This is a genomic window from Ideonella flava (genome assembly GCF_051857595.1).
Classification (GTDB): domain Bacteria; phylum Pseudomonadota; class Gammaproteobacteria; order Burkholderiales; family Burkholderiaceae_C; genus Ideonella.
Map to the genome: position 1 here is coordinate 524,638 of NZ_JBPZHD010000002.1, position 25,874 is coordinate 550,511.

The window sequence follows — 25,874 nt, forward strand, 5'->3', positions numbered from 1 at the left end:
CGCACGTCAGGCAGCGCCCTGGCGGGCGGCCCGGCGGGCTCATGACAGGCGAATGGAGTGCCCATAGTCTACGGTCAGCACCGTGCCGTTCATGTAGGAGGAGGCGTCGCTGGCCAGCAGCAGCAGCGGGCCGTCCAGCTCCTCCAGCCGCCCCAACCGGCCGGGCGGCAGGGCCGCCACCTCGGCCTTGCCCATGTCGGTCTCGAAGAAGGGGTTGGTCATCTCGGTGGGGAAGTAGCCCGGCGCGATCGCGTTGACGCGGATGCCGTGCGGCAGCAGGTCCAGCGCCATGTACTGCGTCATGTGGATCATGGCGCCCTTGGTGGTGCCGTAGTTGACGAACATTGCCTTGGCCAAGTGGCCGAGGATGGAGGCGATGTTGATGATCGAGCCGGGCCGGCCCCGGGCGATCAGGCGCCGACTCATCTCGCGCGCCACGTAGAACGGGGCCGAGAGGTTCACGTCGAGCACCGAATCCCACTGCTGGTTGCTCATCTCGGCAAAGGGCGCGGGGGCCGAGAGGCCGGCGTTGTTGACGAGCACGTCGACCGTGCCGAACCTGGCCTCGATGGCATCGAAGCCGGCGCGCATGGAGGCGTGGTCCGTCACATCCATCACGCAGGGCATGGCCTCGCCGCCGGCGGCGCGGATGGCCTCGGCCACCGCCTCGACACGATCGGCACGGCGGGCCACGCAGGCCACCTTCGCGCCGGCGGCCGCGAGCACGGTGGCGAAGCGTTCGCCGAAGCCCGAGCTGGCGCCGGTGACCAGGGCCACGCGGCCGTCGAGGGAGAACATTCGGGCGGGTGAAGCTTGGCTGGGTGTGGTCATGGCAGCTCGAGGGGCAGGCTGGTGGACAGGGGCTCGACCAAGGTGGCCGGCTGGGCGAGGGCATCGGCGACGAGGCGGCAAAAGCGCGCGGCGTCGGTGCCGTTGATGACGCGGTGGTCGTAGCTCAGCGAGAGCGGCAGCACGGTGCGGCTTTGCACCTGGCCGTCGACGAGCGAGAGCCGCTCGGCGGTGCGGGTGACGCCGAGGATGGCGACCTCGGGTGCGTTGATGATGGGCGTGAAGCCCGTGCCGCCGATGGCGCCCAGCGAGCTGATGGTGAAGCAGCCGCCCGACATCTCGACCATCGGCAAACCGCGGCCTCGGGCCCGCTCGGCCTTGTCGGCCAGCTCGGCGGCCAGTTCGGCGAGCGACTTTCGGTCGCAGTCGCGGATCACCGGCACCACCAGGCCGCCGGGCACCTCCACCGCCACGCCGATGTGGAAGTAGCGCTTGAGCACCAGCTTGTCGCCGCCGGCATCGAGCGAGGCATTGAAGCGCGGCATCGCCCGCAGCGCGTGCACCACGGCCTTGATGAGCAGCGGCACGAGGGTGAGCTTGATCTGCTGCTCGGCAGCGACGCGCTTGCGCCAGGCCTCGGCCGCATCGATGGGGGCCTCGTCGTGATGGGTGACGTGCGGGATCTGCGCCCAGTTGCGTGCCATGAAGGCCCCGACGAGCTGCTGGGTGCGCGTCAGTGCGAGGGTCTCCACCGGGCCGAACCGGGCATGGTCCACGGCCGGCATCGGCGGCAGGCTGGCCGGCCAGGCAGGAGCCGGCGGCACGGTGGGGCGGACCTCGTCGAGAGCCATCAAGCCACCTCGGCGATCGTGCCGATCACGGTGCCGACTTCGTAGACTTCGCCGGCGCTCCTGAGGATCTTCAGCACGCCGGCCACCGGCGCTTCGATCTCCTGCACCGACTTCTCGCTTTCCAGCGCGTACAGCGGGTCGCCCTTGGCGACGCTGGCGCCGTCGGCCACCATCCATTCGACGAGGTTGGCTTCGTTGACCGAAAAGCCGAGCTTGGGCAGCAGGATGTCCATGGTGGTCACTTCAGGGTGTCGAGCACGGCTGCCTGGATGCGCGCCGGGGTGGGGAGGAAGGCCGATTCGAGCGACTTCGAAAAGGGCACCGGGGAGCGCGCCGCGCCGACTCGGCCCACCGGGGCCAGCAGGCGGCCGAACAGCTGCTGGTGCAGCCTCGTGGCGATCTCGCCGCCCACGCCGAAGTCGACCTGCGCCTCATGGGCCACGACCGCCCGGCGCGTCTTGCCGACGGAGGCGGCGAGGGTGGCCATGTCCAGCGGGGCGATGGTGCGCAGGTCGATCAGCTCGACCGACACGCCGTCCTTCGCCAGCGCATCGGCGGCGGCCGTGGCCTCGAGCAACGTGCGGCTGTAGCTGATCAGCGTCACGTCGCTGCCTTCGCGCAGGACCTTGGCCTGCCCCAGCGGCACGCGCACGCCGCGCTCGGGCGCCTCGCCCGGGGCGAAGTACAGCGGCAGGTTCTCGATGAAGACGCAGGGGTCGTCGTCGAAGATGCACGACAACAGCAGGCCGTAGGCATCGGCCGGGTTGGAGGGCGCGACCACCTTCATGCCGGCGGTATGGGCGAACCAGGCTTCGAGGTAGTCGGCGTGCTGGCCGCCGGTGCCGAAGCCGGCGCCGGTGGCCGTGCGGATGGTCAGCGGCACGTGCGTCTGCCCGCCGGTCATGAAGCGGAGCTTGGCCGCGTGGTTGACGATCTGGTCCATCGCCACCGCGGTGAAGTTCATCAGCATGATCTCGGCCACCGGGCGCATGCCGCCCAACGCCGCGCCGACGGCCGCGCCCATGATGGCCTGCTCGGCAATCGGGGTGGACTTGACGCGATCGGTGCCGTACTTGGCCGACAGGCCGGCGGTGCACTTGAAGACGCCGCCGCCCTGGGCGTCGGCGATGTCTTCGCCGAGCACCAGCACGCTGGCGTCCTGGGCCATGGCGTCGTCCAGCGCGAGCTGGATGGCCTGGACCATGTTGATCCTGCGGGGCGTCGAGGCGGGCGCGTTCATGCGAGGGTCTCCATCGCGAGCACATCGATGCCCAGTTCGGATGCATCGGGGAAAGGGCTGTCCAGCCCGAAGCGCACGGCCTCTTCGAACCGGGCCTGGTTGGTCTGCTCGATGTCGACGAGCGCCGCATCGCTGGCGTGCCCTTCGGCGATGAGCCAGGCGCGCAGGCGCGGCAGCGGATCGGCCGCCTGCGCTGCAGCCATCTCGTCCTTGGGGATGTAGTGGCTGTCGTCGCCCAGCAGGTGGCCGCGGAAGCGGAAGGTCTGGGCATCGAGCAGCGTGGGGCCGGCGCCGGCGCGGGCGCGGGCTATCGCCTCCTTCGCCGCCGACCACATCGCCAGCGCGTCGTTGCCGTCGACCTCGACTCCCGGCATGCCGTAGGCGATGGACCGGTCGGCGATGGTGCGCGAGGAGGTGCCGAGTTCGTACTTCGTGTGCTCGGCGTAGCGGTTGTTCTGGCAGACGAAGACGACCGGCAGCTTCCACACCGAGGCCAGGTTCAGCGCCTCGTGGAAGGCGCCGATGTTGGTGGCGCCGTCGCCGAAGTTGCACACCGTGACCTGGCGGGTCTTCTTCAGCTGCGCGGCCCAGGCCAGGCCGTTGGCGATGGGCAGGCCCGAGCCGACGACACCGGTCGTGACCGGCAGGCCGGAGGCGACATGCGTGATGTGCATCGGCCCGCCCTTGCCCTTGCAGGTGCCGGTGGCCTTGCCCATGAACTCGGCCACGAAGGGCTTGAGCGGGATGCCCTTGGCGAGCTGGTCGTGGATGCCGCGGTAGGTGGTGACTACGGTGTCGGTGGGCAGCAGGTTCACCGAGATCGCGGCGGGGATCAGCTCCTGGCCGCGCGGCGAGTAGTACGGCGAGGCGATCTGCCCGGCCTTGATCAGCTCGATGAAGCGGTCGTCGGCGCACTTGATGAGCGTGGCGATGCGGTAGATCTCGATCAGCTCGGCTCGGCTCGGGGTGCTTGTCTCTGGCATGCCGTTCACCTTTTTGAAAATACAGACAGATCTGTTTGTTTTGAGTGTAGCGAGCGAGGTCCCGGTGTGCGCCAGGGTTTGCCCGTAGCCTGGGAAATCAGTGCTGCCGCACCGCTGGTGGGGCTCAGCGCCCCTCGTAGCGCGGTGCGCGTTTGGCCAGGAAGGCTTCGACGCCCTCGTGAAAATCCTGTGTGCCGACGCAAGCCTCAAAGGCTGCACGTTCGGCGCCGAGTTGCGTGGCCAGGTCGCGCGACCACGATTCGCGCATCAGGCGCTTGAGCTGGCCCAGCGCCACTGGCGCGCCGGCTGCCAGGCGGGTGGCGAGCCGGCGCGTCTCGTCGGCCAAGCTGTCCGCCGGCACCACGCGGTTCACCAGGCCGAGTTGCAGCGCCTGCGCGGCGTCCATCGTGTCGCCGAGCAGCGAGATCTCGAGCGCACGCCGCAGGCCGACCAGGCGAGGCAGGTGCCAGGAGCCGCCGAGGTCGCAGCTGGCGCCGAGCTGCGCATAGGCGAAGCTGAACCGCGTGCCCTCGGCTGCCACGGCGAGATCACAGGCCATGGCCAGGCTCAGGCCGGCCCCGGCCACGGCGCCGTGCAGGCTGGCGATCACCGGCGCACGCATCCGGACCAGGCATTGCAGGCCTTCGTGCAGCGGGTCGATCAGGGTTTCGGCGATGGCGTGCGGTGCTTCGCGGAACTGCGCGATGTCGCCGCCAGCCATGAAGGCGCGGCCTTCGCCCGAGACGACGACCACGCGCACGCTGCTGTCGGCTTCGAGCGCCAGGCAGGCAGCGCGAAAGGCCAGCGCGAGTGCGCCGTCGGCCGCGTTGAGCACGCCGGGGCGGTTCAGTCGCAAGTTCGCGATCGCTCCATCGCGCTGGAGCAGCACCGGCGGAGTACTCACATGGGCTCCCGCCGCTGGCCGCCGACAGCGGCCAGTCCCTTGGGGTGGCTCACTGCGAGCTGATGACGGCGGAGCATCACTCGGCCTTGGGGTGGCTGGCGCGCGTCGTTTTCCATGGGCACGATCTGGTGGGCGAGGAAACGGCGGGTGTGCTGCTGCTGTTCGCGCAGCGGAGCAGGCAGGTCGGAGTCCATGGCGGCGGCCCGCTCAGAGGCGCTCGAAGATGGCCGCGATGCCCTGGCCGCCGCCAATGCACATCGTGACGAGGGCGTAGCGGCCGCCGGTGCGCTGCAGCTCGTGGATGGCCTTCACGCTGATGAGCGCGCCGGTGGCGCCCACCGGGTGGCCCAGCGAGATGCCGGAGCCGTTGGGGTTCACCTTGGCAGGGTCGAGGTCCAGCTCCTGCGTCACCGCGCAGGCCTGGGCTGCGAAGGCTTCGTTGGCCTCCACCACGTCCATCTGATGGGCCTTCAGTCCGGCACGCTGCAGGGCCGCACGCGTGGCCGGCACCGGGCCCATGCCCATGTAGGCCGGCTCGACGCCGGCGTGGGCATAGCTGACCAGGCGGGCCAGGGGCCGCAGCCTGCGGGCATGCGCCGCGTCGGCCTCGGCCAGTACCAGGGCGGCAGCACCGTCATTGATGCCGGAGGCGTTGCCGGCCGTCACCACGCCGTCCTTCCTGAACGCGGGCTTCATCGCCGCGAGTTGTTCCAGGCTGACCTGGCCGCGCACGTGCTCGTCGGTGTCGAAGCTCTGCGGCGTCCCGCGGCGCGAGGGCAGTTCCACCGGCACGATCTGGCCCTTGAACCGGCCTTCGGCGATGGCGCGGGCCGCGCGCTGCTGGCTCAGAAGCGCCAGCTCGTCCTGCATGGCACGGGTGATGCCGTGGCGCTGGGCCACGTTCTCGGCCGTGATCCCCATGTGGAACTTCTGCCAGGGGTCGTGCAGGATGCCGTTCATGTAGTCCAGCAGCTGCGCGTCGCCCATGCGGATGCCCCAGCGGCCGGCGGTCATCAGGTAGGGCCCGCGGGTCATGGCCTCCGCCCCCGCGCCGATGGCGAAATCGGTGTCGCCCAGCGCGATGGCCTGCGCCGCGCAGACGACGGCCTGCAGCCCGGAGCCGCAGAGCCGGTTCACGTTGTAGGCCGGGGTCTCGATGGGCACGCCGGCATCGACGGCGGCCACGCGGCCGAGATAGGCGTCGGCCGGCTCGGTGGGGATGACGTTGCCCATCACCACCTGGCCGATGAGCGAGGGGTCGACGACGCCGTGCCGCAACGCACCGCTCACCGCGGTGGTGGCCAGCTGGCGCAAGGGGACTTCCTTCAACGCGCCGCCGAAGCTGCCGATGGCCGTGCGGGCGGCCCCCAGGATCACGATTTCACGCCTTGCCATGCATTGCTCCAGTACGTCCGTTCGGCGGCCCCGTGGCTCGCCGACGCTTTCAGGCTGTGCGCAGGTTATCAAACAAACAAACAAGATGGTTTGTTAAAAGATCGGCAAATACCCTTGACGGCGACCTGCGTGACCGAACGCGGTGACGGCTTCTCCGAAGCTGTCGTTCGTCGCCCTGCGATGGCAGCCGGTATCAGGGGCCGACTGCATGTCTGCTGCTCAAGGGGTCGGACTGGCGCTGCCGACCCGTAGCCGACTTCGACCTACCGAGATTGGACGCCGCAAGGCTGACGCTCAACGTGAAGTCAAGCGACCGGAGACAGCCGCCGCCAAACGCCGAGATTCAGAAGGTGCGCAGCGCGGTGCAGGACTAGCCGAGCGCCCTGCTGTAGACCGCCAGGTTGCCGCGCACACCGAGACTCTTCATGAAGGCCGGTGGGTCGAAGCCTTCGCTTGCATAGTGCGCCCGCATGGTCGCCTTGGCCCGTGCCATTGCTTCCGCGCTGGCCCATTCGACGATGGTGACGACGTTGAACTCGCCCGGGCCCTCGGTCTGTGTCAGCACGAGGTTCTGCCTGCAGCTGGGCTGCCTGGCAAGCAGGCGATCGACGTTGTGCACGCGCGCGAGGAAGGCGCTCAGCGAGGCGGCCGGAACAGCGAAGCTGTCGACGCGGAACAGCGAGGTGGATACGGACATGCGTTGAACTTTCGATGAAGTGGTGAGTAGACTCTAGAACCTCAACTAAAGTCGAGGTCAAGAGGTGCGTATGAACGATCCTTTGGAAGCAGCCGGCATCGCCCCCAGGCTGAGCGTGGGCGAGGTTGCGCGGCGCAGCGGCGTGGCGGTGTCGACGCTGCATTTCTACGAGGCGAAGGGGCTCATCGCCAGCCGGCGCAGTGCCGGCAATCAACGCCGCTACGCGCGCGACGTGTTGCGTCGCGTCGCCTTCATCCGCGTGGCGCAGCACGTGGGCATCCAGCTGGCGGACATTGCCGCGGCACTGGACACCCTTCCCGCGAGCCGCACGCCGAACCGCGAGGACTGGGCGCGACTGTCCAGCACCTGGCGCGTGGGGCTCGACGAGCGCATCGCGCAGCTGAAGAAGTTGCGCGACACGCTCGACGACTGCATCGGCTGCGGCTGCCTGTCCATCGATCGCTGCCGGCTGCGTAACCCGCTCGATAAGCTGTCCGCGCAGGGGCCGGGCGCTCAGCGCCTGCTCGTCAAGCCCGCCGGGGACTGATTCGCCAGCGTGTCGCACAGCACGTCATCGAGCGGCGTGGAGCAGCTGACTGAGTGTGATGTCGAAGAAGCTTCAGCCCCGCGATGACGGCGGTGCCGGGCGAGCGCCCGACCGTGTCGGCCAGCTTGCGAACGCGCGGATGTAGCCTTTCCCGTGAGGCCATCCCGCGCATGTGCATGTCGTCGATCATGCCCGACAGCAGCCGGTGGTGGCCGACGGCACATGGCCGGGACCGTGAATCCGAGGGACGGCACGACAGCTGACGCACGCGGGACCGCCGTGCCAGCCAGCGGCTCTTCACGGCAACGTCTGCGAACTGGAAGTCCCGGCCAGGTGCAGTCGGTCGCGTTTGGCGGCTGTGGGGTACCCTAGGATTGATGCATCGGAAGCTCGCGCACTGGGTCAAGCGAGCGCGGATGTCCAGCGAACAACCCGGAGCTGTTGCATGAATGCCCTGCGTGGACTGGCTGTGCTACTCGTCTTCCAGGCCATCGGCGAGACTCTGGCGCATGCACTCGCGCTGCCATTTCCAGGACCCGTCATCGGCATGCTCCTGTTGATCCCGGCGCTACGAGTTCCGCAGCTTTGCGAGCCCGTCAAGTCAGCTGCCGAAGCCCTGCTGGGGCATCTGTCGTTGCTGTTCATTCCGGTGGGCGTCGGGGTGATCACCCACCTCGACATGATTTCCAACTACGGGGCTCGCCTCCTGGTCGTCATCGTCGCCTCGACGTGGATGGGGATGGCGGTCACCGCAGTGCTGTTGAATGTCCTGCTGCGCAACGCAACCTTCTCAGGAACACCCGAGTGAATGACTTCGTGCAGTTGTGGGTCTACCTCGCCTCGACGCCGCTGTTCGGCCTGACGGCAACCCTGGTCGTCTATGCCGTCGCCAGTGCCGTCTATGAGCGATTCGCGCGCGCGCCCTGGGCCAATCCAGTGCTCTGGTCGGTGGTCATCCTCGGCATCCTGCTCTCGGCCACGGATACGGCCTACCCCGTCTATTTCGCGGGTGCGCAGTTCATCCACGTGCTGCTCGGGCCGGCGGTTGTGGCGCTCGCCTGGCCGCTCTGGCAGCGTCGACGGGAACTGCGCCGGCGTGGCGTCGCCTTGACCATCGCGGCACTGGTCGGTGGCTCAAGCGCGGCGGGCGCCTCGGTATCGCTCGGATGGGCGCTTGGCCTGCCGGACGACGTGCTTAGATCTTTGGCGCCCAAATCCGTGACGTCGCCGGTGGCCATGGGTATCGCGGAGCGAATTGGCGGTGTGCCCGCGTTGGCGGCAGTCTTCGCGATCCTGACCGGCATCGTCGGAGCCTTGTCGGCCAAGTACCTCTTCAATTCGCTGAGGATCAACTCATGGGCCGTGCGAGGCTTCGCGCTGGGGACCACTTCGCATGGCATTGGCGCCGCCCGTGCATTGCAAGTGGATGCCGAGGCGGGGGCCTATGCAGGCATAGCACTCGGACTGCAAGTGCTGTTAGCGTCACTCCTGTTACCGCTTGCCTTCCTGCTCTAGCGTCGGTGCAAATGTCGTCTTCCCCGTAGAGCGTCCAATGCGCTGGATGACGATCATGGTCGCCATCGTTTCGATCTCCAGTCCGCCCTCGGACGGTAGTCGGCCATGACCAGCCGTTGGAAGGCACTGCAGGTGGACGTTCAAGTTGGCCGCGTAGGCGAAGGACTTGATTGCTTCGCAGCGTCAGGACGCCAACTCCAGGATCGCAAATGCAATCGAGCGACCGCGCGGCCCCCGTTCAGACGTAGCAGGGACCGTCAATGAGGGGGTGGTCGGCGATGAACGCAGTGTCGATCGTCAGGCCGATGCCGACGCCTTCGGGCGGCCGCACGCAGCCCTGGTCATCGAGCGCGTACGGCAGGCGGTCGGCGAGCGCGTCACGGAACGGGTTCAGCGTCGTGACGTCGCCTTCGAAATAGCCGGGGTTGTCGACCGCGCACAGGAAGTGGATCGACGCCGCCATGTTGATCGCGGTCGCCGACGTGTGCGGGTTCACGGTGAGCTTCTGGGCGCTCGCCATCGCCGCGATCCGCATCGCCTCGGTGAGGCCACCCGTCTTCGACAGATCGGGCTGGACGAAGCCGACGTGGCCGTCCTCGAGCAACTGGGCGAACTCGTAGCGCGTGTAGTGGTTCTCCCCGGCGGCGAGCGGCACGCGGCCGAGCGTCGCCGCAGTGGCGTAGGCGCGTCGATCCTGCGGCGGGAACGGCTCCTCCAGCCAGCCGACGCTGCACTCTTCGAACGCCGGCATCACGCGGCGCACGTCGTCGAGCGTGTAGCTGGTGTTGGCGTCGACGAGCAGCTCGATGCCGTCGCCGAGCGCCTCGCGGACAGCGCGGACGCGCGCGACGTCGCGCGCCGCGGTGTCGCCGACACGCAGCTTCAGCGCGCGGTAGCCGCTCGCGACGTGCCGGCGCGCCTCGTCGACGAGCTTCGCAGGCTCCTGGTAGCCGAGCGCGATGCCGCCGGCGTAGGCCTTGATGGGCTTCGCGCTGCCGCCGAGCATGCGGTACAGCGGCCAGCCGGTCGCCTGGCAGCGCAGGTCCCAGAGCGCGAGGTCGAGGCCGCTGAGCGCGAGCGCCGCCGCCGCGCCCATGCCGTGGCTGGCGAGCTGCATCTTGTAGATGCGCGCCCAGACGCCGTGGACGTCGAAGGCCTCGAGGCCGACGGCGAGCTCGCGCAGCGTCGTGTCGACGAGGCGCGCGACCGCGCCCGGGCTTCGGCCGTGGTGCGCCTCGCCCCAGCCGACGTGGCCTTCGTCGGTTTCGACGCGCACCAGCACGGCGTCGCGCTTCACGCTGCGACCGATGCCGAGCCGAACCGAGTGCTCGGGCGGCACCGGGAACGAGATCGGTACTGCGCGGATGTCGGCGATCTTGGGGGAGTTCATCGGGCGTGGACCTCGGGGTTGACGACGTTCGGAGGGTGTTCGCCGCGCAGCAGCGCGAGCATCGTCTCGACGGCGCCGCGGCTCATGCCGAGCAGGCTGGTCGCGGTAATGCCGGCGACGTGCGGCGTCAGCAGCAGGCGCGGGGTGGAGAAGACGGGGTCGTCAGCCGTCAGCGGCTGGCGGTCGTGGACGTCGAGCGCGGCGCCGCCGAGGCGGCCGGCGACCAGCGCCGCGAGCAGCGCCGCGGTGTCGACGACGGCGGCGCGGGCGACGTTCACCAGCAGGGCATCGGGCTTCATCGTCGCCAGCGTCGCCGCGTCGACGAGGCCACGGGTCGCGTCGTTCAGCGGGCACGCGAGAACGACGACGTCGGCCGTGGCGAACAGCGTCGCCTTGTCGGCGGCGACGACGCCGGCAGGCAGCGCCTCGGGCCGCCGCGTCAGGCCGAGCACGTCCATGCCGAGCGCGGCCGCGATCGCAGCGACGCGCGCGCCGACCGCGCCGACGCCGACGATGCCGAGCGTGCCGCTGCGCAATTCGATGCCGGTGTCGGCGAGCGGGCGGGCGGTGGCCCAGCCGTCGGCGCGCAGTCGCGCGTCGAGCTGCGCGAGGTTGCGCCGCAGCTGCAGCATCGCGGCAATGCAGTACTCGGCGACCGCGGTGGTGTTCGATCCCGGCAGGTTCGCGACCGCGATGCCGCGCGCGGTCGCCGCCGCGACCGGGATGAGGTCGAGGCCGACGCCGTGGCGCACGACGGCGCGCAGCCGCGGCGCGTGGTCGAAAATATCATCGGGCAGCTTGTTGCGGACGATCAGCCCGTCGGCGGTGCCGATCAGCGATGCGAGCGTCGCCGCGCTCGCATCGGGCGCGACGATGACGTCGCAGTGCTCGGCGAGCACCGGTCGCATCGCCGGGTGGATCGTGTCGGTCAGCAGGACGGTCGGCCTAGCCATGGAACGGCTCCCCCGCGGCGACCGGGTTGACCAGGCGGCCGAGGCCTTCGACCTCGACCGTGACCGTCGCGCCGGGACGCAGCCAGGCCTCGGGGCGATGCGTCGCGGCGACGCCTGCCGGCGTGCCGGTGGCGATGACGTCGCCCGGCTCGAGCGGCACCCAGCGCGACGCCGCCTCGATCAGCGCCGGTATGTCGAAGACGAGGTTCGCCGTTGTGCCGTCCTGCAGCGGGCGGCCGTCGATCTCGAGCCGGATGCGCAACGCGTGCGGATCGGGCAGTTCGTCGGGCGTGGCCAGCCAAGGGCCGAGCGGCGCCGACGCGCGCAGGTTCTTGCCGCGCACGAAATTGCCGCCATCCTCCTTCACGAAGCTGCTCCCGCTGACGTCGTTGTGGGCGACGTAGCCGGCGACGTGGCGCATCGCGTCGGCGCGCGACACGCTCAGAGCGCGCCGGCCGATGACGACGGCGAGCTCGGCCTCGTAGCCGACGTTGCCGGCGTCGGGCGGCACGCGGATCGGCTCGCCCGGGCCGACGACGGTGCTGCCGGCACGCACGAACAGCACCGGCGCCGCCGGCGCCGCCATGCCGCGCTCGGCGAGCGCATCACTGAAGTTGAACGCGGCGCCGACGATCTTGCCGGGCTTGAGCGGCGCCAGCAGCGTGACCTCCGCGAGCGGCCGGATCGCGGCCTCCGGCAGCGGCGCCTCGCCGAGGCGCTGCGCCCATGCCTGCAGGCCCTGCTCGACGAAGGCGTCGACGCTCGCCGGCGTGCCGCCGAGCAGAGAGGCGCACGCCGGGTGCGACAGGTCGGCGACGCGGTCGACTCCGAGCAGCACGCCGGCGACCGGGCGGCCGTCGCGGCCGCGGAACGTGACGAAGCGCATCAGCGGACTCGGTAGCGGTCGAGGATGCTGCGGTCGATCTCGATGCCGAGGCCCGCGCCTGTCGGGATCTGCACCTTGCCGCGCTGCTGCACGATCGGCTCCTTCGCGAGCAGGTCGCGGAAAGGGTTCTCGCACTGCTCGAACTCGAACATCGGCGGCACGGGCCTGAAGCTCGGCGGCTGGTCGGGCAGCGCGGCCAGGAAGTGCAGCGTCGCGGCGACGCCGATCACTGAGCCCCAGGCGTGCGGCACGCACTCCACTCCGTGCGCGGCGGCGAGCGTCGCGATCTTGCGGCATTCGCTGATGCCGCCGGCGGCGCAGACGTCGGGCTGGATGATGTCCATTGCCTTGCGCACGACGAGGTCGCGAAAGCCCCAGCGCGTCATCTCGTTCTCGCCGCCCGCGACCGCCATATCGAGCGCACGGGTTACCTCGACGTAGCCGTCGACGTCCTCGGGCGAGATCGGCTCCTCGAACCACTCGATGTCGAGCTTCTCCAGCTCGCGGCCGATGCGGATGGCCTGCGGCACCGTCATGCAGTGGTTGGCGTCGACCATCAGGCGGACGTCGGCGCCGACCGCGTCGCGCACCGCGGCCACGCGGCGGATGTCGAGCTTCGGGTCGCCGAGGCCGATCTTCATCTTCACCGCGGTGAAGCCTTCCTCGACGTAGCCCTGCGCTTCCTCGACGGCTTCCTCGATCAGCCGGTCCATGTCGATGAAGTACAGGCCGGTCGCGTAGCAGGTGACCTCGGTGCGGTGGGCGCCGCCGATCAGCTTGTGGATCGGCCGCCCGCAAGCCTTGCCGACGATGTCCCAGAGCGCGATGTCGATGCCGCTCAGCGCCGCCGCCGCCATCCCCTTGCCGCCGTAGTCCTTGATGCGGTTGTAGAGGTCTTCCCAGATGACCTCGACGTCGAACGCGTCGCGGCCGACGATGCGCGGCCCGAACTGCGTCTCGATGTACGCCTTGGCGACCGCCGATGGGCCGTAGCACTCGCCCCAGCCGACGATGCCGTCGGCGGTCTCGATCTCGACGATGCACGAGCCGCGCTGCTTGTAGAGCCAGCCGCGCGACGAGGTGAACGGCCGCTCCACCGGCGCCGAGACGGCGTGGCAGGTGACCTTCTTGATGATGCTCGGGTTCATGGTCATCCTCACTTCTTCTCGGCGACGAAGATCTGCTTGCCGACCACGGCGAGCGACTTTTCGACGCTGGCGATCTCTGTCGCGAGCGCCGGGCCGGTGACGTCGTCGACGAGTGCGCCGCCCTGCGCCGCGACCGCCTTGAACTCGGCGTTCTGGATCGCCTCGCGGAACAGCTTCGTCAGCTTCACCCGCACGTCCTCGGGCACCTTCGCGGGAGCGACGAGGTAGGCCATCTGGACGAGCGGGCCGTACGGGAAGACGTCGTAGCCCTTCTCCTTGAAGGTCGGCACGTCGGGGAACACCTTCAAGCGCTCATTCGCGAAGACGCCGATCGGCTTCACGAGGCCGCCGTCGATCTGCGCCTTGCTTTCGCCCGGCTTCAGCACCGCGGAGTCGACCTGCTTGCCGGCGAGGTCGGCCACGACCTTGGCGCCGCCGGTGTACGGGATGACGTTGACTTCGGACCCGGCGACTCGGCCGGCCATCACGGCGAAGATGTGGTTCAGGTTGTTGCTGCCCGGCGTGCCGACCGAGACCTTGCCCGGGTTCTTCTTCACCTGGGCGACGAACTCGTCGAGCGTGCCGAGCGGGCTGCTCGTCGGGACCAGCAGCGTCAGCGGGTCGGTCGTCACGCGCGCGATCGGCGTGAACTGCTCGCTCTTCAGCGGCGTCAGGCCCTGTGCCATCAGCGCCAGGGTCGAACTGGTACCCATGCCAATCGTGTAGCCGTCAGCCGGCGCGTTCGCGACCTTCTGCATGCCGATCGAGCCGGTCGCGCCGGGGACGTTGTCGACGATGACGCGGACACCCTTCTTCATCAGGATGTCAGCGAGGGCGCGTGCCGCGATGTCGTTCGAGCCGCCGGCGTTCCACGGCACGATGAGGCGGATCTCCTTGCTGGGGAACGTGTCCTGGGCGAAGGCGGGGGCGCCGACGGTCAGCGCCACGGCGGCAGCGGTGGCGCAACGGAGGAAGCTGTGGCGAGAAATCATCGGCTTTTCCTGGAGTGGATGGCCAATGTTATAACAAATAACTTTGAAATACGGGAAAGCCCTCCCCTGCGGTGGGACACCGCCAAGTGTCAGGACCGGGTTAGGACCGGGCGCGCTCGAGCAGCGGGACGATGTCGTCGCGCGCGCTCTCGATGTCGGCGCGAATCGCCGCTGCCGCGCGCTCGCCGTCGCCGCGTCGCAGCGCCTCGACGCAGGCTACGTGGAGAGGAAAGCGCTTCAGCCCGGGGACGTATTCAGGCAGGCCGAGCGTCAGCGTCGGCGCGCAACGGATCCAGGCGATCTCGATGATCTCCAGCATGATCGGCATCCGGCACAGCGCGTAGACACCGAAGTGGAAGCGGTGGTGCGCCTGCAGGTAGGCATCCGGGCGCTTCTCGTCGAAGGTCGATTCCATCGCTCGTAGCGACTGCTCAATCTCGGCCAGTTTCGCGGGCGTGACGTTCGGCGCCGCCGCCACGGTCGCGCTCGGCTCGAGGCTCGCGCGCACCGCCATCAGCTGGCGGAACTGGTCGGCGCTCAGCACAGGCACCGTCGCGCCGCCGCCCTGGCCGACGCCGCCGCGCTCGAGCACGCGCTCGGCGATCAGCCGGTTCACCGCGTCGCGCACCGGCGTCAGGCTTATTCCGAGGCGTTCGGCGATGTCGCGCAGCACAATGCGCTGCCCGGGCGCCAGCCGGCCTTCCATCAGCGCCGTGCGCAGCGAGGCGTACGCGCTGTCCCACAGCGTGTTGCGTTCCAGCGGGACCAGTGGCGGCAGGGTCGTGTTCACAGTCGACAAGGGTAACCGAGGCCCAGGCCGCGGGGCCTGAACGACGAACCGCGGCCAGCTGCGTGTGGATTCCGCCCCGCACGCGCGCAAGGGGTCCCGCCTCGTGACCAATGCATCGGCATCCGCCATGGCGCCTGCCTCTCACCCTGTCGGGTTCGCGGACGAACGCCGGGCTCGTCGGCCTGCCCTATCGGTCTGGCACCTCGTGCAGTGCGGCCTTGCCGTCATCGAAGGGGCTGCGATGTCGGCGCCGCGCCCCAAGAGCGACTGGACGGTGGCGACACTGGGTTCCACAGTGGCCGGCGTCAACGCCGTGCGACTGCGTGACGTCCGCGCTCTTGTCGAGCAGCGTCTGCACGATCCCGGTGTGCCCACGGCCGGCGGCAACGATCTGCGCGCTGTCGTCGAGCACCGCGCCAATTCCGGATCGGATGGGCCACAGGCGGTCGGCGACAACCTGTGCAAGAGAAGACAGTCCGCTCACGCTCGGGTCAGCGCATACATCGTGCCGTGACCGCGCATTCGCCCCGAGAAACGGGTGGTCCCGATGAGCCGACCCTGGTCATCCTCGATCAAGGGGGCCACTGGGTCTGCACCGCCCGTGAGATGGTCGAAGACGTGAACCACCTCGGTTTTCCCGTCAAGCGTCATGCGGACGATCGTGCCGTCTTCGAGCCGGCCCCAACCCTGGCTGAGCGTGATGTACACGGTGCCGTCGCTCGCCTCGAGCATGCCTACCGGGAGCTCGCCGTCAACGAATCGATTGAACTCATGCAGCCATTCCACGCGACCCTGCTCGGTCAATCTGAAGAGCGTGCCTGAGGCGGTCTCGCCACCGACGAAAGTCGTGCCGAAGATCTGGCCATCGCGTGTCTGAATCAGCCCGCCCGTGGGGTTGCGGGCAGGCCCGGTCCATTTGTGAACCATGGCCATCTTGCCGGTCAGGTCCATCTTGAATATCGTGCCCTTGCCGTAGTCGCTTCCGTCTGAATGGTCGCCTCCGTGGTACGTGGTGCCGTAGAGGAAGCCATCGCGGCCTTCCAGCAGGGCGCCCGCAGGGTGCGAAGGGTGCGATTCGCCGCCCCTGAACGAGTGGATGACCTTGAAACCACCGCCAGGCTTGAGCCGAAAAACCGTGCCGTGGTCGTACAAGCCGCCTTGCCAGGTGGTGCCGTAGAAGCAGCCATCCGAGGTCAGGATGAGCGAGCCGAGCGGATTCGCGCCGCCGCGGCCGCCCGTGAAGGTGTGCACCAGCTCGAATTCGCCGGGGTGGTTGATGCGGAAGATGATGCCCGCGCCGAATTCGCCACCGAAGAAGTGCACGCCCCACAGCCGGCCGTGGCCTTCCTCGATCAAACCGGGCCAACTCATTGGCCATTGCGCCCCGGTCGCATCGAAATCATGCAGCACCTTGCAGTGGCCATCGGGCTTCTTGCGGTAGACGGTGCCTTTGCCCCAGCGGCCACCGTAGTAGCTGGTGCCGTAGAAGTTGCCGTCGCTTGCGAGGCAGACAGGCGAGATGATCCAGCTCGGTCCGGGCGGGTTGTGATAGTCGCCCTTGAAGTTGTACAGCGTGGTCTGAATGAACTCGCCGGTTCCATCGGCCGTGCTGCCAACTGCCGCTCCGGAGTGCAAGCCGGCCAGCACGCCCGCCGCGGCCTGCGCGGCGACTCCCGCCCCGCTGCTGATGAAGCTTCGCCTGCTGATCATCGCATCCCCCATTTCCCCACGGTTGGGCGGAACCACATGCAATTGCGCCGCAGGCCAGGCGAGCCTGCAAGCAGGGATATCACCTCCCGAGAAGCAAGGCTCCTTCGCAAGAAGGCGAACGGCGACGCTGCCATCCCTGCGCTGGCCGCGATCGACCGGATTGAGTCTTGTCCTGCCCGTCGTCAGACGCTCTCGAACGTCACCAGGTTCGTCATCCGCGTCAGCCGGGTGCCGATCGGGTTCTGCTGCGCGGCGTAGAGCGAGCGCTGCGGATCGAGCATGGTGAGGCAGCTGTCGACGCCGCGCGAGTAGCGGGCACGGGACAGGTGGTCGCTCCCGCCGGTGGCATCCACCAGCGATTGCTGCGACTGCAACTGCTCTTGGATGGTGCCGCGCTCAGCCACTGCTTGAAACGCGTTTCCCACCTGAAATACTTGGGCGCATGCCCGGGGTAGGACTGGATGGCGAAACCGACAGGCAGCACGCCGCCGCGCCGCTCGTCGATCAGGTCGGTCCGTCCGTTGGCCGGGACCGCTGTGCCAGCAGGCGCTTGCGCACCGCATAGATGTTGTTGCGCAGCGCGTAAAGCTCCTCGGCATAGGACAGCGGCACCGCAATGCGGTGGGTGACACGGTCCAGCTCGTCCAGCTCGTCGAGCAGGGCGTCGCGCTCGGCTGTGCCGGTTTCCAGCTTTGCTTCCACCTCGCGCAGTCGCGCATACCAGCGGAACACGCGCGAGCGCACGCGGAAGGTGTAGAGCGGCGGCACTACGCGCGACAGCGGCAGCATCAGCACCAGCAGGCCGCCGACCACCAGCCACATGCGTTCCAGCAGATTGCCGGCCCAGAAGGGCAGGTAGCGCGCCCAGGCCGGCGGCGTGCCGTTGATCGCGCGGTCGCCCTCGGCGCTGACCGGCAGCTCGCTGGTGCGGGTGTTGGGGAAGTCGCGCGTGCCGTTGAACCAGCCGGCCTCGCTGTGCTGGCCCAAGGCCGCCTGCGCGAACAGCTGGCGCAGGGCAGGGTGCGTCTGCTCGCGCGCCAGCAGTGCGGTCGTGGTGGCCAGCAGCGGCACGTCGTGAGGCGGCAAATCGGCCGCCAAGTCGACCACACCGCGCGGCAGACTCACGGTGGACAGGAAGGGCAGGTGGCGCGAATAGGCTTCGTTCTGCTCGAAGGCCATCAGCGCAATGGCCGGGTCGCGCAGCAGCGCGCGGATCAGGCCGGCCTGCGGCGCCGAGATCAGCACCGCGGCGTCCAAACGGCCCTGGCGCAGGGCCGCGCCGGCGTCGTCGGGCGCCAGATTGGACAGCCGCAGATCGCTCGGCTTCAGCTGGTTCAGCGCCAGCAGCTTCTCAACTATCTGCGGGACACCGCTGCCGTCCTGATCCACATTGACTCGCAGGCCGCGCAACTGGGCCAGGCGCTGCAGTTCGCCGCCGGGCTGGCGGCGCGCGATGCCGAGATCGCGGCGATAGAAGATCCAGATCGGCTCGTAGAACAGGCTGCCCAGCGAGACGATGCCGGCCTCGGTATCGGCCGCCGGATCGGCCATGCCGCCGCGTACGAAGCCCACATCGGCCGTGCCCGCGCGTAGAAAGGCCAGATCGTCCTGTGCGCCTTCGCTGGCAATCAGCTCCACCTGAATGTGCTCGCGCGCCAGTGCCTTCGCATAGCCCTCACCGAAGCCGGCGTAGGCACTTCCGGCCGGGCCGGTGGCCAGCCTCACCTGGCGCGGCGGCTGCGGATCCAGCCACCAGTAGGCCGCTGCAAGCAGCCCTCCGCCAAGCAGCAACAGAGGGCCCATCGAGACCATCATGTCGCGCAGGGTCTCCAGTAGCAGGCGCAGGCTGCGGGTGGCATGCCATTGGTGAAGTGGGGTCATGGCTTGCCATTTTGAGCGGGCGAGGTCTGGGCCTGGGAGTGGCAGACTCGCGCGCACTCCTGGGCGCCCGGATGAGCAGTGGCTGCAAGGGTGAGCATGATCGTGATGCCGAGGCATCGCATGGGTTGGGCCCTTTGCCGATGGAGGACCGGCCCATCGTATTCGAGGCGTGCTGACCGGACTGTTGCGCCCCCTTTCGCTGGCAGAGCTGCCGCTCACCCGGCGGAGTCGGCTGCAGGCAGGGTGCTGTCTGTCGGAAATGGAGGGTGGCTGACGCCGGCGACTGAAAGTCGGCGTTCATCGGTCGCGCGACTGGTTCTGATGGTGCTGTTGCCCTTCAACCGCGGGCGGCGCGGTCACAAACCGTCGGCCAGTCGAGCAGTCATCCGTTGCCCTTGCGCGCAGCGCCTCAGCCGCGCAGCAGCACCACCACGTCCTGCCCTGCTGCCACCTGGCCGCCCTCGCGGCAACCCAAGCGCAGGACCGTGCCGCTGCAGGGCGCGCTGACGCTGAATTCCATCTTCATCGACTCCACCACCAACAGCGGCGCGCCTTCTTCGACGTGCTCACCTTCTTTCACCAGCAGCTTCCACACGCTGCCGGTCACCTGCGTGGCGACGGCCTGCGCACCCTCCGGTAGATCGCCTTGCGGTGCGGCGGCCGGCGACAGGTCTTCGCTCAGGTACTCGGCCTGGCCGGCAGCTCGCCAGCGTTCACGCTCGGCGTCAAAGGCCGCTTGCTGGCGTTGTTTGTGTCTTGCGATGTCGTCGGCGTGCGCGGCGAGCATGGCTCTGTAGTCGTGCAGCCGGAACGTGCCGGTTTCGATCTTCAATCGGTAACGCCCGGCGGGGAAATCGCGGCGGATCTGCAGCAACTCGTCGGGTGACACCGGGAAAAAGCGCACTTGGTCGAAGAAGCGCAGCAACCAGGGCTTGCCGGGCTCGAACTCCAGCGCGCCGCTGGTCGCATCGCGCCAGCGGTTCCACATCTGCAGCGTGCGGCCGACGAACTGGTAGCCGCCGGGCCCCTCCATGCCATAGACGCACATGTAGGCGCCGCCGATGCCCACGGCGTTCTCTGGCGTCCAGGTGCGCGCCGGGTTGTATTTGGTGGTGACCAGGCGGTGCCGCGGGTCGACCGGTGTGGCCACCGGTGCGCCGAGGTAGACGTCGCCCAGGCCCAGCACCAGGTAGCTCGCATCGAACACGATGCGGTACACGTCGTCCATCGACGCCAGCCCGTTGATGCGGCGGATGAACTCGATGTTGCTCGGGCACCAAGGCGCATCGGGGCGCACCGACTGCATGTACTTCTCGATGGCGAGCCTCGTGGCTGCGTCGTCCCATGAGAGTGGCAACCAGACGGTGCGCGTGGGCACCTCCAGGTCGTCGGTGCGCGGCAGGACGTGTTCGGCGGCCAGCAGCTGCCGGAGCAGCGCCTCGCGCGGCAGGCGCTGCGGGTCGTAGTGCACCTGCAGCGAACGGATGCCCGGTGTGAGGTCGACCACGCCATCGAGTTGCAAGTCCTGTACGGCTTGCATCAGCGCGTGGATGCGGAATCGCAGCTCCAGGTCGAGCACCATCGGCCCGTACTCGACCAGCAGGTAGCGGTCGCCGGCCTGGCGGATCACCATGGCGGGCAGGTCGGCGCCGGCTTCTTCGCTCAGCAGCACGGGCGTCATGGTGGATGCCACTTCGCTCGCGTGAACGCCATCAGGCAAGACTGGCAACGGCGATGTCAGCGTGCCGACCAGCGCATCTTGCGCGGCCTGCAGGTCCGTCGCCTGCGCGAGCGTGAGGCACTGGAAGCGGATGGTGTCGCCCGGCCGCAGCTGGCCCAGCTTCCAGCGCTCGGCCGCCACCACCACCGCGGGGCAGACGAAGCCGCCCAGGCTCGGGCCGTCGGGACCGAGGATCACCGGCATGTCGCCGGTGAAATCGATGGCGCCGATGGCATAGGCGTTGTCGTGCAGGTTTGACGGGTGCAGGCCGGCCTCGCCGCCGTCGGGCCGCGCCCACTGCGGCGTGGGCCCGATCAAGCGCACGCCGGTGCGGCTGGAGTTGTAGTGCACCTGCCAGTCGGTACCGAAGAAGGTGCCGATGTCGTCGGGCGTGAAGAAATCGGGCGCACCGTGCGGGCCGTAGAGCACGCCGATGTCCCAGTGGTGGGTGTAGGGCGGCACCTGGTCTGCACCGAGGCTTTGCACCGCATCGACGGCCTCGCTACCCACATGCAGCATGTCGCCCGCGCGCAGCGTGCGCCCGCCGTGGCCGCCGAACTGGCCGAGGGTGAAGGTGGCGCGGCTGCCGAGGTAGGCGGGCACGTCGAGTCCCCCTCGCACCGCAAGGTAGGTGCGCGCGCCGCCCCCTTGCACCGGTCCAAGTTTGAGCACGCTGCCTGCAAGCACTTCATGCGATGTCCACAGGGCGAGTGGGCTGCCATCGAGCGTGCAGGCCATGGCGGCGCCGGTGATGGCGATGGTGCAATCGCCGTGGAAGCGCAGGCTCGGCCCGGTGAGGGTGCATTCGAGCGCTGCGGCCGAGGCAGCGTTGCCGACCAGCCGGTTCGCCAAGCGCATCGCCAGGTCGTCCATCGGCCCCGAGGGCGGCACGCCCACGGCCCAGTAGCCGACGCGGCCGGGCCAGTCTTGCACGGTGGTCTGCACGCCGGGTTCCATCACCTCCAGGGCCTGCGGCCGCCAGCACAGCTCGCCCAGCGTGCGGGTGATCACGCGGCCGTCCGCGAACACTGGGGAAGTTGCCACCGCCCGCAGGTAGCGCAGGTTGGTCTCGATGCCGGCCAGCCGTGTCGCGGCCAACGCATCGCGCAGCTTGGCGACGGCCGCCTCGCGGGTGTCGGCGGTGACGATGAGCTTGGCCAGCATCGGGTCGTAGTGCGAAGGCACGTCGGTGCCGGTCTCCACCCAGCCGTCGACACGCGCGTCGGTGGGGAAGGTGACTTCGGTCAGCACGCCCGCGCTGGGCTGGAAGTTGCGCGCCGGGTCTTCGGCGTACAGACGCACCTGGATCGATGCGCCGCGCGGCGTGGGCGCCGTCATGTCGAAGGCCTCGCCGCGCGCGAGCTTCACCATCCAGGCCACCAGGTCGACGCCGGTCACCTGCTCGGTCACGCCATGCTCCACCTGCAGGCGGGTGTTGACTTCGAGGAAGTAGAAGGCACCGCTGGCGGCGTCGAGCACGTACTCCACCGTGCCCGCCGAGCGGTAGCTGACCGCCTGGCCCAGGCGCACGGCGGCCGAGAGCAGGGCTTCGCGTGTGGCGGGGGCCAGGTGCGGCGCGGGCGTCTCTTCGACCACCTTCTGGTTGCGTCGCTGCGCCGAACAATCGCGCTCGCCGAGGGCTACCACCCGGCCGCGACCATCGCCGAACAACTGCACTTCGATGTGGCGCGCCTGCTCGACGAACTTCTCCAGGAAGAGGCCGGCGTCCTTGAAGTTGGCACGCGCCAGGCGCTCGACGGCCTCCCACGCCGCCGCCAGCTCGGTGGCGTTGCGCACCAGCCGCATGCCGATGCCGCCGCCGCCGGCGGTGCTCTTGAGCATCACCGGGTAGCCGATGCGCTCGGCCTCATAGGCCGCTTCGCTTGCATCCGCCAACAGCCCGCTGCCCGGCAACAGCGGCACCGCGTGCTGCATCGCCAGTTCGCGGGCGCTGTGCTTCAGGCCAAAGGCGCGCATCTGAGCGCCGGTGGGGCCGATGAAGGCGATGCCGGCGGCCTCGCAGGCATCCGCAAAGGCGGGGTTCTCGGACAGGAAACCGTAGCCGGGGTGGATGGCCCCTGCGCCGGTGGCCCGGGCCGCAGCGAGGATGCGCTCGGCATCGAGGTAACTCTGCGCCGCCGGCGCCGGGCCGATGCACACGGCCTCGTCAGCCAGGGCCACATGGCGCGAATCGGCATCGGCCTCGGAGTACACAGCCACCGACTTCAGGCCCAGGGCCCTTAGCGTGCGGATGATGCGGCAGGCGATGGCGCCCCGGTTGGCGATCAATACGGTGTCGAACATGGGAGTCACCTGGAGGTGAGGGCGAGTCGTCCCGCCGATTCAGGTGCACGGCCGGGTCGTCCCGACCGGCGAGGCGCGGCCTCAGTCCCAGAGCAGGAATTCCACCGGCGTCGGGTTGTAGCCGTTGCACGGGTTGTTGAGCTGCGGGCAGTTGCTGATCAGCATCCACACATCCATCTCGGCGTACATCTCCACGTACTTGCCGGGGGCCGACACGCCGTCTTCGAATTTCAGATCACCGGCCGGCGTCACCGGCACGTTCATGAAGAAGTTGATGTTGGGGAAGAGGTCGCGCTTGGTGAGACCGATGTCGGCCTGCTGCAACGCGGTGAGAAAGTTGTCGCGGCAGCTGTGCATATGCTTCTTCTGCAGCGCGTAGCGCACCGTATTGCTCTCGCACGAGCAGGCGCCGCCGAGCGTGTCGTGGCGGCCGCAGGTGTCGGCCACGATGCGCAGCATGGGCCGGCCTTCGCTGGAGACAAGCACCGAGCCGGTGGTGAGGTAGATGCCGCCCTGACGCAGCATGGTGTCGGGCGCGCTGTAGTGCTCGGCCGTGTCGTGGCGGTTGAAGAAGAGCGCGTCGATCGCCTGGTTGCCTTCGAGGTCGACCATGCGCAGCGTCTGGCCTTGTTTGATCTCCAGCACGAAGGGCTCGCCCGCGGCCACGGTGTAGCGGGCGCTGGCGCTTGCCAAGGTGAGCGGGCTTTCCTTGAGTTGCATGGCGGTCATGGGGGATGTCCTTCGTCAAAGCGCCAGCATCTCGGCGTTGTGCAGCGCGCGTGCGTTCTCGGGGCGGAAGGCGCGGCAATAGTCGTCGGCCGGCGCGGGGCCGCTGCGCCATGCGGCCAGGCCGATGGCGGCGGGCGCATAGTCGGGCGACGGGTTCAAGGGGTGCGGTGCGCTGCTCAGCGCCAGCAGCACATCCATCTCGAAGCGCAGCTCCACCGCAGCGCCTGCCTTCGCGTGGCCGGGCACGAAGTGGAAGCGGCCTTCGTCGTCCACCACCACCTTGCTGAAGAAGTTGACCGGTGCGATCAGGTCGCGCCGCCCCAGCCCGTGCTTGCCAATCTCGATCAGCAAGCCGGTCTTGCCCGAGCGGTGCATGGCGTTGCGGTGCGCGGCGTAGCGATTCGCGCCGTACCTGGCTTCCATGGCGGCGTCGTCGAGCAGGGCGCCGAAGGGGTCGTGCCAGCCCACATCGTCGCGCGTGATCGAGGCCATGGCGCGGCCCATGTCGCTCATCAGCACATGGCCGCGCGTGTAGTGCGCGGTGTGCAGCGCCTTCACCGTGTCGGGTAGGTTGTAGCGCTCCAGCGGGTTGCGCGCGGCGTAGAGCACGGCGCTCATGTTGGCACCGTCGCCGAGTGCGACCAGGCGCAGACTGCTGCCGCGCGGCAGCAGGTACGACCAGTGGCCGCCGCCAGGCAGGGTGTCTGACCACATCAGCGTGTCAGCGGGCAGGTCGGGTGCAAAGCGCTGCAGGGCGATCGCATCGACCGGCGCGCTGGCCGGCGGATTGGCGGGGATGTCGGTGAAGCTTTCCATTCATGTCTCTCCGTGTTTTGACGAGGCCTGCTGGCTGAGCTTTTCCAGCAGCTCCAGATCGGTCTTCATGCCCGATGTCTCGCGAATGCGTTCCAGCACCTGGCGCTTGAGCTGCAGGAACTCAACCGACAAGCGCATGTCTTGCGTGCGCGTGTGTGGCAGCGGCACCTCGTACACCGTGTCGATGCGCCCGGGGCGTGGCGCCATCAGCACCACGCGGTGGCCCAGGTAGAGCGCCTCTTCCACGTCGTGGGTGACGAACACGATGGTGCTGCGCTCCTGCCGGTGCACGTGGGCGATCAGGTCGTGCATCACCTCGCGCGTTTGTGCGTCGAGCGCGCCGAAGGGCTCGTCCATCAGCAAGATGGGGGGGCGGCTCATGAGCGCACGCGCAATCGCCACACGCTGCTGCATGCCGCCCGACAGCTGGTTGGGGTAGGCGTGCTCCACCGCTGACAAGCCCATCAGGTTGAGCAGCGCATCGGCGCGGCCGGCGGCGGCCTCCACGTCGGCGCTGCTGCGGCCCTCGGTGTGCACATTCAGCTGACGCACGAACTTGACGTTGTCGATCACCGTCAGCCAGGGGTAGAGGCTGTAGTGCTGGAACACCATCGCGCGGTCCAGCCCCGGCCCGGTGATGGGGGCACCGTTCACACGCAGTTCGCCGCAGTCGTGCGACTCCAGCCCCGCCAGCGTGCGCAGCAAGGTCGACTTGCCGCAACCCGAGGCGCCGACCAGGGTGACGAACTCGTTGGCGGCGACGTCGAGGTTCACGTCGACGAGCGCGGGCGTGCTGGCTCCCGCGTAGGTCTTGCCGACACCACGGCATTCGATCAATGCGGTGCCCATGTCAGTGCCTCCCATACAGCCACGGGAACGCCCGCCTGTGCGCGAAGCGAAACGCCTGGTCGATGGCCAGCCCGATCAAGCCGATCAGCAAGATGCCGGCGAAGATCTTGTCGGTCTGCAGGAAGCGCTGCGCCTTCAGGATGGAGAAGCCCAGGCCCGAGTTCGCGGCCACCAGCTCGGCCACCACCAGAAACGTCCAGGCGCTGCCCATGGTCACGCGCAGCGTGTCGAGCAGCGCCGGCTTGGCCGAGGGCACGATCACCTTTTGCAGGATCTCCGAGCGCGTGGCGCCCATGGTCTGCGCCGCTTCGATCTGCGCCATCGGCACGCGGCGCACGTCTTCGGCCACCATCAACACCATCTGGAAGAAGGTGCCCAGGAAGATGATGGCGATCTTGGCGCCCTCGTCGATGCCGACCCACAGCATCACCAGCGGCACGAAGGCCACCGCCGGCATGTAGCGCACGAAGTCGGTGAGCGGCTCCAAGAGCGCCTGCACCGCACGCCAGCTGCCGATGAACAGGCCCAGCGGCAACGCGATCAGCGCCGACAGCGCCCAGCCCGTCACCACGCGCATGATGCTGATGGCGGCGTCGCCCAGCAGACCGTCTTCAGCCCACCACGAGGCGATGCGCGCCAGCACCTTTTGCGGCGACGGCATGAACACCGGGTTCACGCTGCCGCTGGCCGCCAGCAGCGCCCAGGCCAGCAATGGCACCACCAGCCCGATGAACGCCAGCGCGAGGTAGAGGCGACGCGAAATCGCCTGGCGGATCAGCCACATC

Annotated in this window: 27 protein-coding genes; 4 read left to right on the forward strand and 23 right to left on the reverse strand. The window is 68.8% G+C overall.

Features of this window, described 5'->3' with window-relative positions; all coding sequences use genetic code 11:
• Window positions 1-39 precede the first annotated feature (39 nt).
• The 9 genes from ACS5PM_RS06095 to ACS5PM_RS06135 all read right to left on the reverse strand — a co-directional run bounded on the left by ACS5PM_RS06095 (window position 40) and on the right by ACS5PM_RS06135 (window position 6,859).
• Window positions 40-831, reverse strand: coding sequence for an SDR family NAD(P)-dependent oxidoreductase (locus tag ACS5PM_RS06095; RefSeq protein ID WP_439386555.1), 792 nt, complete (start codon window positions 829-831; stop codon window positions 40-42).
• Window positions 828-1,640, reverse strand: coding sequence for a 2-oxo acid dehydrogenase subunit E2 (locus ACS5PM_RS06100; RefSeq protein WP_439386557.1), 813 nt, complete (start codon window positions 1,638-1,640; stop codon window positions 828-830). Before ACS5PM_RS06100 ends, ACS5PM_RS06095 begins: the two co-directional genes overlap by 4 nt.
• Complete coding sequence (locus tag ACS5PM_RS06105) at window positions 1,640-1,873, reverse strand: lipoyl domain-containing protein (RefSeq protein ID WP_439386559.1); 234 nt, start codon at window positions 1,871-1,873, stop codon at window positions 1,640-1,642. Before ACS5PM_RS06105 ends, ACS5PM_RS06100 begins: the two co-directional genes overlap by 1 nt.
• Window positions 1,874-1,878: 5 nt before the next feature.
• Complete coding sequence (locus tag ACS5PM_RS06110) at window positions 1,879-2,880, reverse strand: alpha-ketoacid dehydrogenase subunit beta (RefSeq protein ID WP_439386561.1); 1,002 nt, start codon at window positions 2,878-2,880, stop codon at window positions 1,879-1,881.
• Window positions 2,877-3,863, reverse strand: coding sequence for a thiamine pyrophosphate-dependent dehydrogenase E1 component subunit alpha (locus ACS5PM_RS06115; RefSeq protein WP_439386563.1), 987 nt, complete (start codon window positions 3,861-3,863; stop codon window positions 2,877-2,879). The genes ACS5PM_RS06110 and ACS5PM_RS06115 overlap by 4 nt, the downstream gene beginning before the upstream one ends.
• A 124-nt stretch (window positions 3,864-3,987) precedes the next feature.
• Window positions 3,988-4,767, reverse strand: coding sequence for an enoyl-CoA hydratase/isomerase family protein (locus ACS5PM_RS06120; protein ID WP_439386564.1), 780 nt, complete (start codon window positions 4,765-4,767; stop codon window positions 3,988-3,990).
• A complete protein-coding gene (locus tag ACS5PM_RS06125) occupies window positions 4,764-4,961 on the reverse strand; it encodes a hypothetical protein (protein ID WP_439386566.1) in 198 nt (65 codons plus the stop codon). The genes ACS5PM_RS06120 and ACS5PM_RS06125 overlap by 4 nt, the downstream gene beginning before the upstream one ends.
• A 13-nt stretch (window positions 4,962-4,974) precedes the next feature.
• A complete protein-coding gene (locus ACS5PM_RS06130) occupies window positions 4,975-6,162 on the reverse strand; it encodes an acetyl-CoA C-acyltransferase family protein (RefSeq protein ID WP_439386568.1) in 1,188 nt (395 codons plus the stop codon).
• Window positions 6,163-6,532: 370 nt separating this feature from the next.
• Window positions 6,533-6,859, reverse strand: coding sequence for an antibiotic biosynthesis monooxygenase (locus ACS5PM_RS06135; RefSeq protein ID WP_439386570.1), 327 nt, complete (start codon window positions 6,857-6,859; stop codon window positions 6,533-6,535).
• 70 nt (window positions 6,860-6,929) lie between these two features.
• Here ACS5PM_RS06135 and soxR point away from each other — a divergent pair, with 70 nt between their 5' ends.
• The 3 genes from soxR (at window position 6,930) to ACS5PM_RS06150 (ending at window position 8,921) form a co-directional block, all read left to right on the forward strand.
• Entirely contained in the window at window positions 6,930-7,406 is a 477-nt protein-coding gene (gene soxR, locus ACS5PM_RS06140; RefSeq protein ID WP_439386572.1) for a redox-sensitive transcriptional activator SoxR, read from the forward strand.
• 445 nt (window positions 7,407-7,851) lie between these two features.
• On the forward strand, window positions 7,852-8,214 hold the full coding sequence (locus ACS5PM_RS06145) for a CidA/LrgA family protein (protein ID WP_439386574.1): 363 nt from the start codon (window positions 7,852-7,854) through the stop codon (window positions 8,212-8,214).
• On the forward strand, window positions 8,211-8,921 hold the full coding sequence (locus tag ACS5PM_RS06150) for an LrgB family protein (protein ID WP_439386576.1): 711 nt from the start codon (window positions 8,211-8,213) through the stop codon (window positions 8,919-8,921). The genes ACS5PM_RS06145 and ACS5PM_RS06150 overlap by 4 nt, the downstream gene beginning before the upstream one ends.
• A gap of 238 nt (window positions 8,922-9,159) precedes the next feature.
• Here the strand turns inward: ACS5PM_RS06150 and ACS5PM_RS06155 are convergent, their stop codons facing one another.
• The 6 genes from ACS5PM_RS06155 to ACS5PM_RS06180 all read right to left on the reverse strand — a co-directional run bounded on the left by ACS5PM_RS06155 (window position 9,160) and on the right by ACS5PM_RS06180 (window position 15,080).
• Window positions 9,160-10,311, reverse strand: coding sequence for a mandelate racemase/muconate lactonizing enzyme family protein (locus tag ACS5PM_RS06155; RefSeq protein WP_439386578.1), 1,152 nt, complete (start codon window positions 10,309-10,311; stop codon window positions 9,160-9,162).
• On the reverse strand, window positions 10,308-11,264 hold the full coding sequence (locus tag ACS5PM_RS06160) for an NAD(P)-dependent oxidoreductase (RefSeq protein WP_439386580.1): 957 nt from the start codon (window positions 11,262-11,264) through the stop codon (window positions 10,308-10,310). The genes ACS5PM_RS06155 and ACS5PM_RS06160 overlap by 4 nt, the downstream gene beginning before the upstream one ends.
• Window positions 11,257-12,150: a fumarylacetoacetate hydrolase family protein gene (locus ACS5PM_RS06165; RefSeq protein ID WP_439386582.1), complete on the reverse strand. Its 894-nt coding sequence runs from the start codon at window positions 12,148-12,150 to the stop codon at window positions 11,257-11,259. Before ACS5PM_RS06165 ends, ACS5PM_RS06160 begins: the two co-directional genes overlap by 8 nt.
• Complete coding sequence (locus ACS5PM_RS06170; protein WP_439386584.1) at window positions 12,150-13,298, reverse strand: mandelate racemase/muconate lactonizing enzyme family protein; 1,149 nt, start codon at window positions 13,296-13,298, stop codon at window positions 12,150-12,152. Before ACS5PM_RS06170 ends, ACS5PM_RS06165 begins: the two co-directional genes overlap by 1 nt.
• An 8-nt stretch (window positions 13,299-13,306) precedes the next feature.
• A complete protein-coding gene (locus ACS5PM_RS06175; RefSeq protein WP_439386587.1) occupies window positions 13,307-14,290 on the reverse strand; it encodes a Bug family tripartite tricarboxylate transporter substrate binding protein in 984 nt (327 codons plus the stop codon).
• Between the two features lie 100 nt (window positions 14,291-14,390).
• On the reverse strand, window positions 14,391-15,080 hold the full coding sequence (locus ACS5PM_RS06180; RefSeq protein WP_439386589.1) for a GntR family transcriptional regulator: 690 nt from the start codon (window positions 15,078-15,080) through the stop codon (window positions 14,391-14,393).
• A 241-nt stretch (window positions 15,081-15,321) separates the two neighbouring features.
• Here ACS5PM_RS06180 and ACS5PM_RS06185 point away from each other — a divergent pair, with 241 nt between their 5' ends.
• Complete coding sequence (locus tag ACS5PM_RS06185) at window positions 15,322-15,594, forward strand: hypothetical protein (protein WP_439386591.1); 273 nt, start codon at window positions 15,322-15,324, stop codon at window positions 15,592-15,594.
• Here ACS5PM_RS06185 and ACS5PM_RS06190 read toward each other — a convergent pair.
• From ACS5PM_RS06190 to ACS5PM_RS06225, 8 genes are all read right to left on the reverse strand, one after another.
• Window positions 15,561-16,826, reverse strand: a complete 1,266-nt coding sequence (locus ACS5PM_RS06190) for a choice-of-anchor tandem repeat GloVer-containing protein (protein ID WP_439386593.1) — start codon at window positions 16,824-16,826, stop codon at window positions 15,561-15,563. The genes ACS5PM_RS06185 and ACS5PM_RS06190 overlap by 34 nt on opposite strands.
• A gap of 146 nt (window positions 16,827-16,972) precedes the next feature.
• Entirely contained in the window at window positions 16,973-17,389 is a 417-nt protein-coding gene (locus ACS5PM_RS31980; protein ID WP_500684344.1) for a TolC family protein, read from the reverse strand.
• Window positions 17,295-18,671, reverse strand: coding sequence for a TAXI family TRAP transporter solute-binding subunit (locus ACS5PM_RS06200; RefSeq protein WP_439386597.1), 1,377 nt, complete (start codon window positions 18,669-18,671; stop codon window positions 17,295-17,297). Before ACS5PM_RS06200 ends, ACS5PM_RS31980 begins: the two co-directional genes overlap by 95 nt.
• A 409-nt stretch (window positions 18,672-19,080) precedes the next feature.
• Window positions 19,081-22,695: an urea carboxylase gene (uca, locus tag ACS5PM_RS06205; protein WP_439386599.1), complete on the reverse strand. Its 3,615-nt coding sequence runs from the start codon at window positions 22,693-22,695 to the stop codon at window positions 19,081-19,083.
• Between the two features lie 81 nt (window positions 22,696-22,776).
• A complete protein-coding gene (locus ACS5PM_RS06210; RefSeq protein ID WP_439386849.1) occupies window positions 22,777-23,415 on the reverse strand; it encodes an urea amidolyase associated protein UAAP2 in 639 nt (212 codons plus the stop codon).
• Between the two features lie 24 nt (window positions 23,416-23,439).
• Window positions 23,440-24,138: an urea amidolyase associated protein UAAP1 gene (locus tag ACS5PM_RS06215; protein WP_439386850.1), complete on the reverse strand. Its 699-nt coding sequence runs from the start codon at window positions 24,136-24,138 to the stop codon at window positions 23,440-23,442.
• 102 nt (window positions 24,139-24,240) lie between these two features.
• Complete coding sequence (locus ACS5PM_RS06220; protein ID WP_439386601.1) at window positions 24,241-25,089, reverse strand: ABC transporter ATP-binding protein; 849 nt, start codon at window positions 25,087-25,089, stop codon at window positions 24,241-24,243.
• Window position 25,090: 1 nt separating this feature from the next.
• A complete protein-coding gene (locus ACS5PM_RS06225) occupies window positions 25,091-25,873 on the reverse strand; it encodes an ABC transporter permease (protein ID WP_439386603.1) in 783 nt (260 codons plus the stop codon).
• Window position 25,874: the final 1 nt, after the last annotated feature.

What these genes read in the sequence shown, in the direction of transcription:
- ACS5PM_RS06095 (WP_439386555.1), bottom strand. Translation starts at nt 831, where the DNA reads ATGACCACACCCAGCCAAGCTTCACCCGCCCGAATGTTCTCCCTCGAC.
- ACS5PM_RS06100 (WP_439386557.1), bottom strand. Translation starts at nt 1,640, where the DNA reads ATGGCTCTCGACGAGGTCCGCCCCACCGTGCCGCCGGCTCCTGCCTGG.
- ACS5PM_RS06105 (WP_439386559.1), bottom strand. Translation starts at nt 1,873, where the DNA reads ATGGACATCCTGCTGCCCAAGCTCGGCTTTTCGGTCAACGAAGCCAAC.
- ACS5PM_RS06110 (WP_439386561.1), bottom strand. Translation starts at nt 2,880, where the DNA reads ATGAACGCGCCCGCCTCGACGCCCCGCAGGATCAACATGGTCCAGGCC.
- ACS5PM_RS06115 (WP_439386563.1), bottom strand. Translation starts at nt 3,863, where the DNA reads ATGCCAGAGACAAGCACCCCGAGCCGAGCCGAGCTGATCGAGATCTAC.
- ACS5PM_RS06125 (WP_439386566.1), bottom strand. Translation starts at nt 4,961, where the DNA reads ATGGACTCCGACCTGCCTGCTCCGCTGCGCGAACAGCAGCAGCACACC.
- ACS5PM_RS06130 (WP_439386568.1), bottom strand. Translation starts at nt 6,162, where the DNA reads ATGGCAAGGCGTGAAATCGTGATCCTGGGGGCCGCCCGCACGGCCATC.
- ACS5PM_RS06135 (WP_439386570.1), bottom strand. Translation starts at nt 6,859, where the DNA reads ATGTCCGTATCCACCTCGCTGTTCCGCGTCGACAGCTTCGCTGTTCCG.
- soxR (WP_439386572.1), top strand. Translation starts at nt 6,930, where the DNA reads ATGAACGATCCTTTGGAAGCAGCCGGCATCGCCCCCAGGCTGAGCGTG.
- ACS5PM_RS06145 (WP_439386574.1), top strand. Translation starts at nt 7,852, where the DNA reads ATGAATGCCCTGCGTGGACTGGCTGTGCTACTCGTCTTCCAGGCCATC.
- ACS5PM_RS06155 (WP_439386578.1), bottom strand. Translation starts at nt 10,311, where the DNA reads ATGAACTCCCCCAAGATCGCCGACATCCGCGCAGTACCGATCTCGTTC.
- ACS5PM_RS06160 (WP_439386580.1), bottom strand. Translation starts at nt 11,264, where the DNA reads ATGGCTAGGCCGACCGTCCTGCTGACCGACACGATCCACCCGGCGATG.
- ACS5PM_RS06165 (WP_439386582.1), bottom strand. Translation starts at nt 12,150, where the DNA reads ATGCGCTTCGTCACGTTCCGCGGCCGCGACGGCCGCCCGGTCGCCGGC.
- ACS5PM_RS06170 (WP_439386584.1), bottom strand. Translation starts at nt 13,298, where the DNA reads ATGAACCCGAGCATCATCAAGAAGGTCACCTGCCACGCCGTCTCGGCG.
- ACS5PM_RS06175 (WP_439386587.1), bottom strand. Translation starts at nt 14,290, where the DNA reads ATGATTTCTCGCCACAGCTTCCTCCGTTGCGCCACCGCTGCCGCCGTG.
- ACS5PM_RS06185 (WP_439386591.1), top strand. Translation starts at nt 15,322, where the DNA reads ATGTCGGCGCCGCGCCCCAAGAGCGACTGGACGGTGGCGACACTGGGT.
- ACS5PM_RS31980 (WP_500684344.1), bottom strand. Translation starts at nt 17,389, where the DNA reads ATGCCGAGGAGCTTTACGCGCTGCGCAACAACATCTATGCGGTGCGCA.
- ACS5PM_RS06200 (WP_439386597.1), bottom strand. Translation starts at nt 18,671, where the DNA reads ATGACCCCACTTCACCAATGGCATGCCACCCGCAGCCTGCGCCTGCTA.
- uca (WP_439386599.1), bottom strand. Translation starts at nt 22,695, where the DNA reads ATGTTCGACACCGTATTGATCGCCAACCGGGGCGCCATCGCCTGCCGC.
- ACS5PM_RS06210 (WP_439386849.1), bottom strand. Translation starts at nt 23,415, where the DNA reads ATGCAACTCAAGGAAAGCCCGCTCACCTTGGCAAGCGCCAGCGCCCGC.
- ACS5PM_RS06215 (WP_439386850.1), bottom strand. Translation starts at nt 24,138, where the DNA reads ATGTGGTCAGACACCCTGCCTGGCGGCGGCCACTGGTCGTACCTGCTG.
- ACS5PM_RS06220 (WP_439386601.1), bottom strand. Translation starts at nt 25,089, where the DNA reads ATGGGCACCGCATTGATCGAATGCCGTGGTGTCGGCAAGACCTACGCG.
- ACS5PM_RS06225 (WP_439386603.1), bottom strand. Translation starts at nt 25,873, where the DNA reads ATGTGGCTGATCCGCCAGGCGATTTCGCGTCGCCTCTACCTCGCGCTG.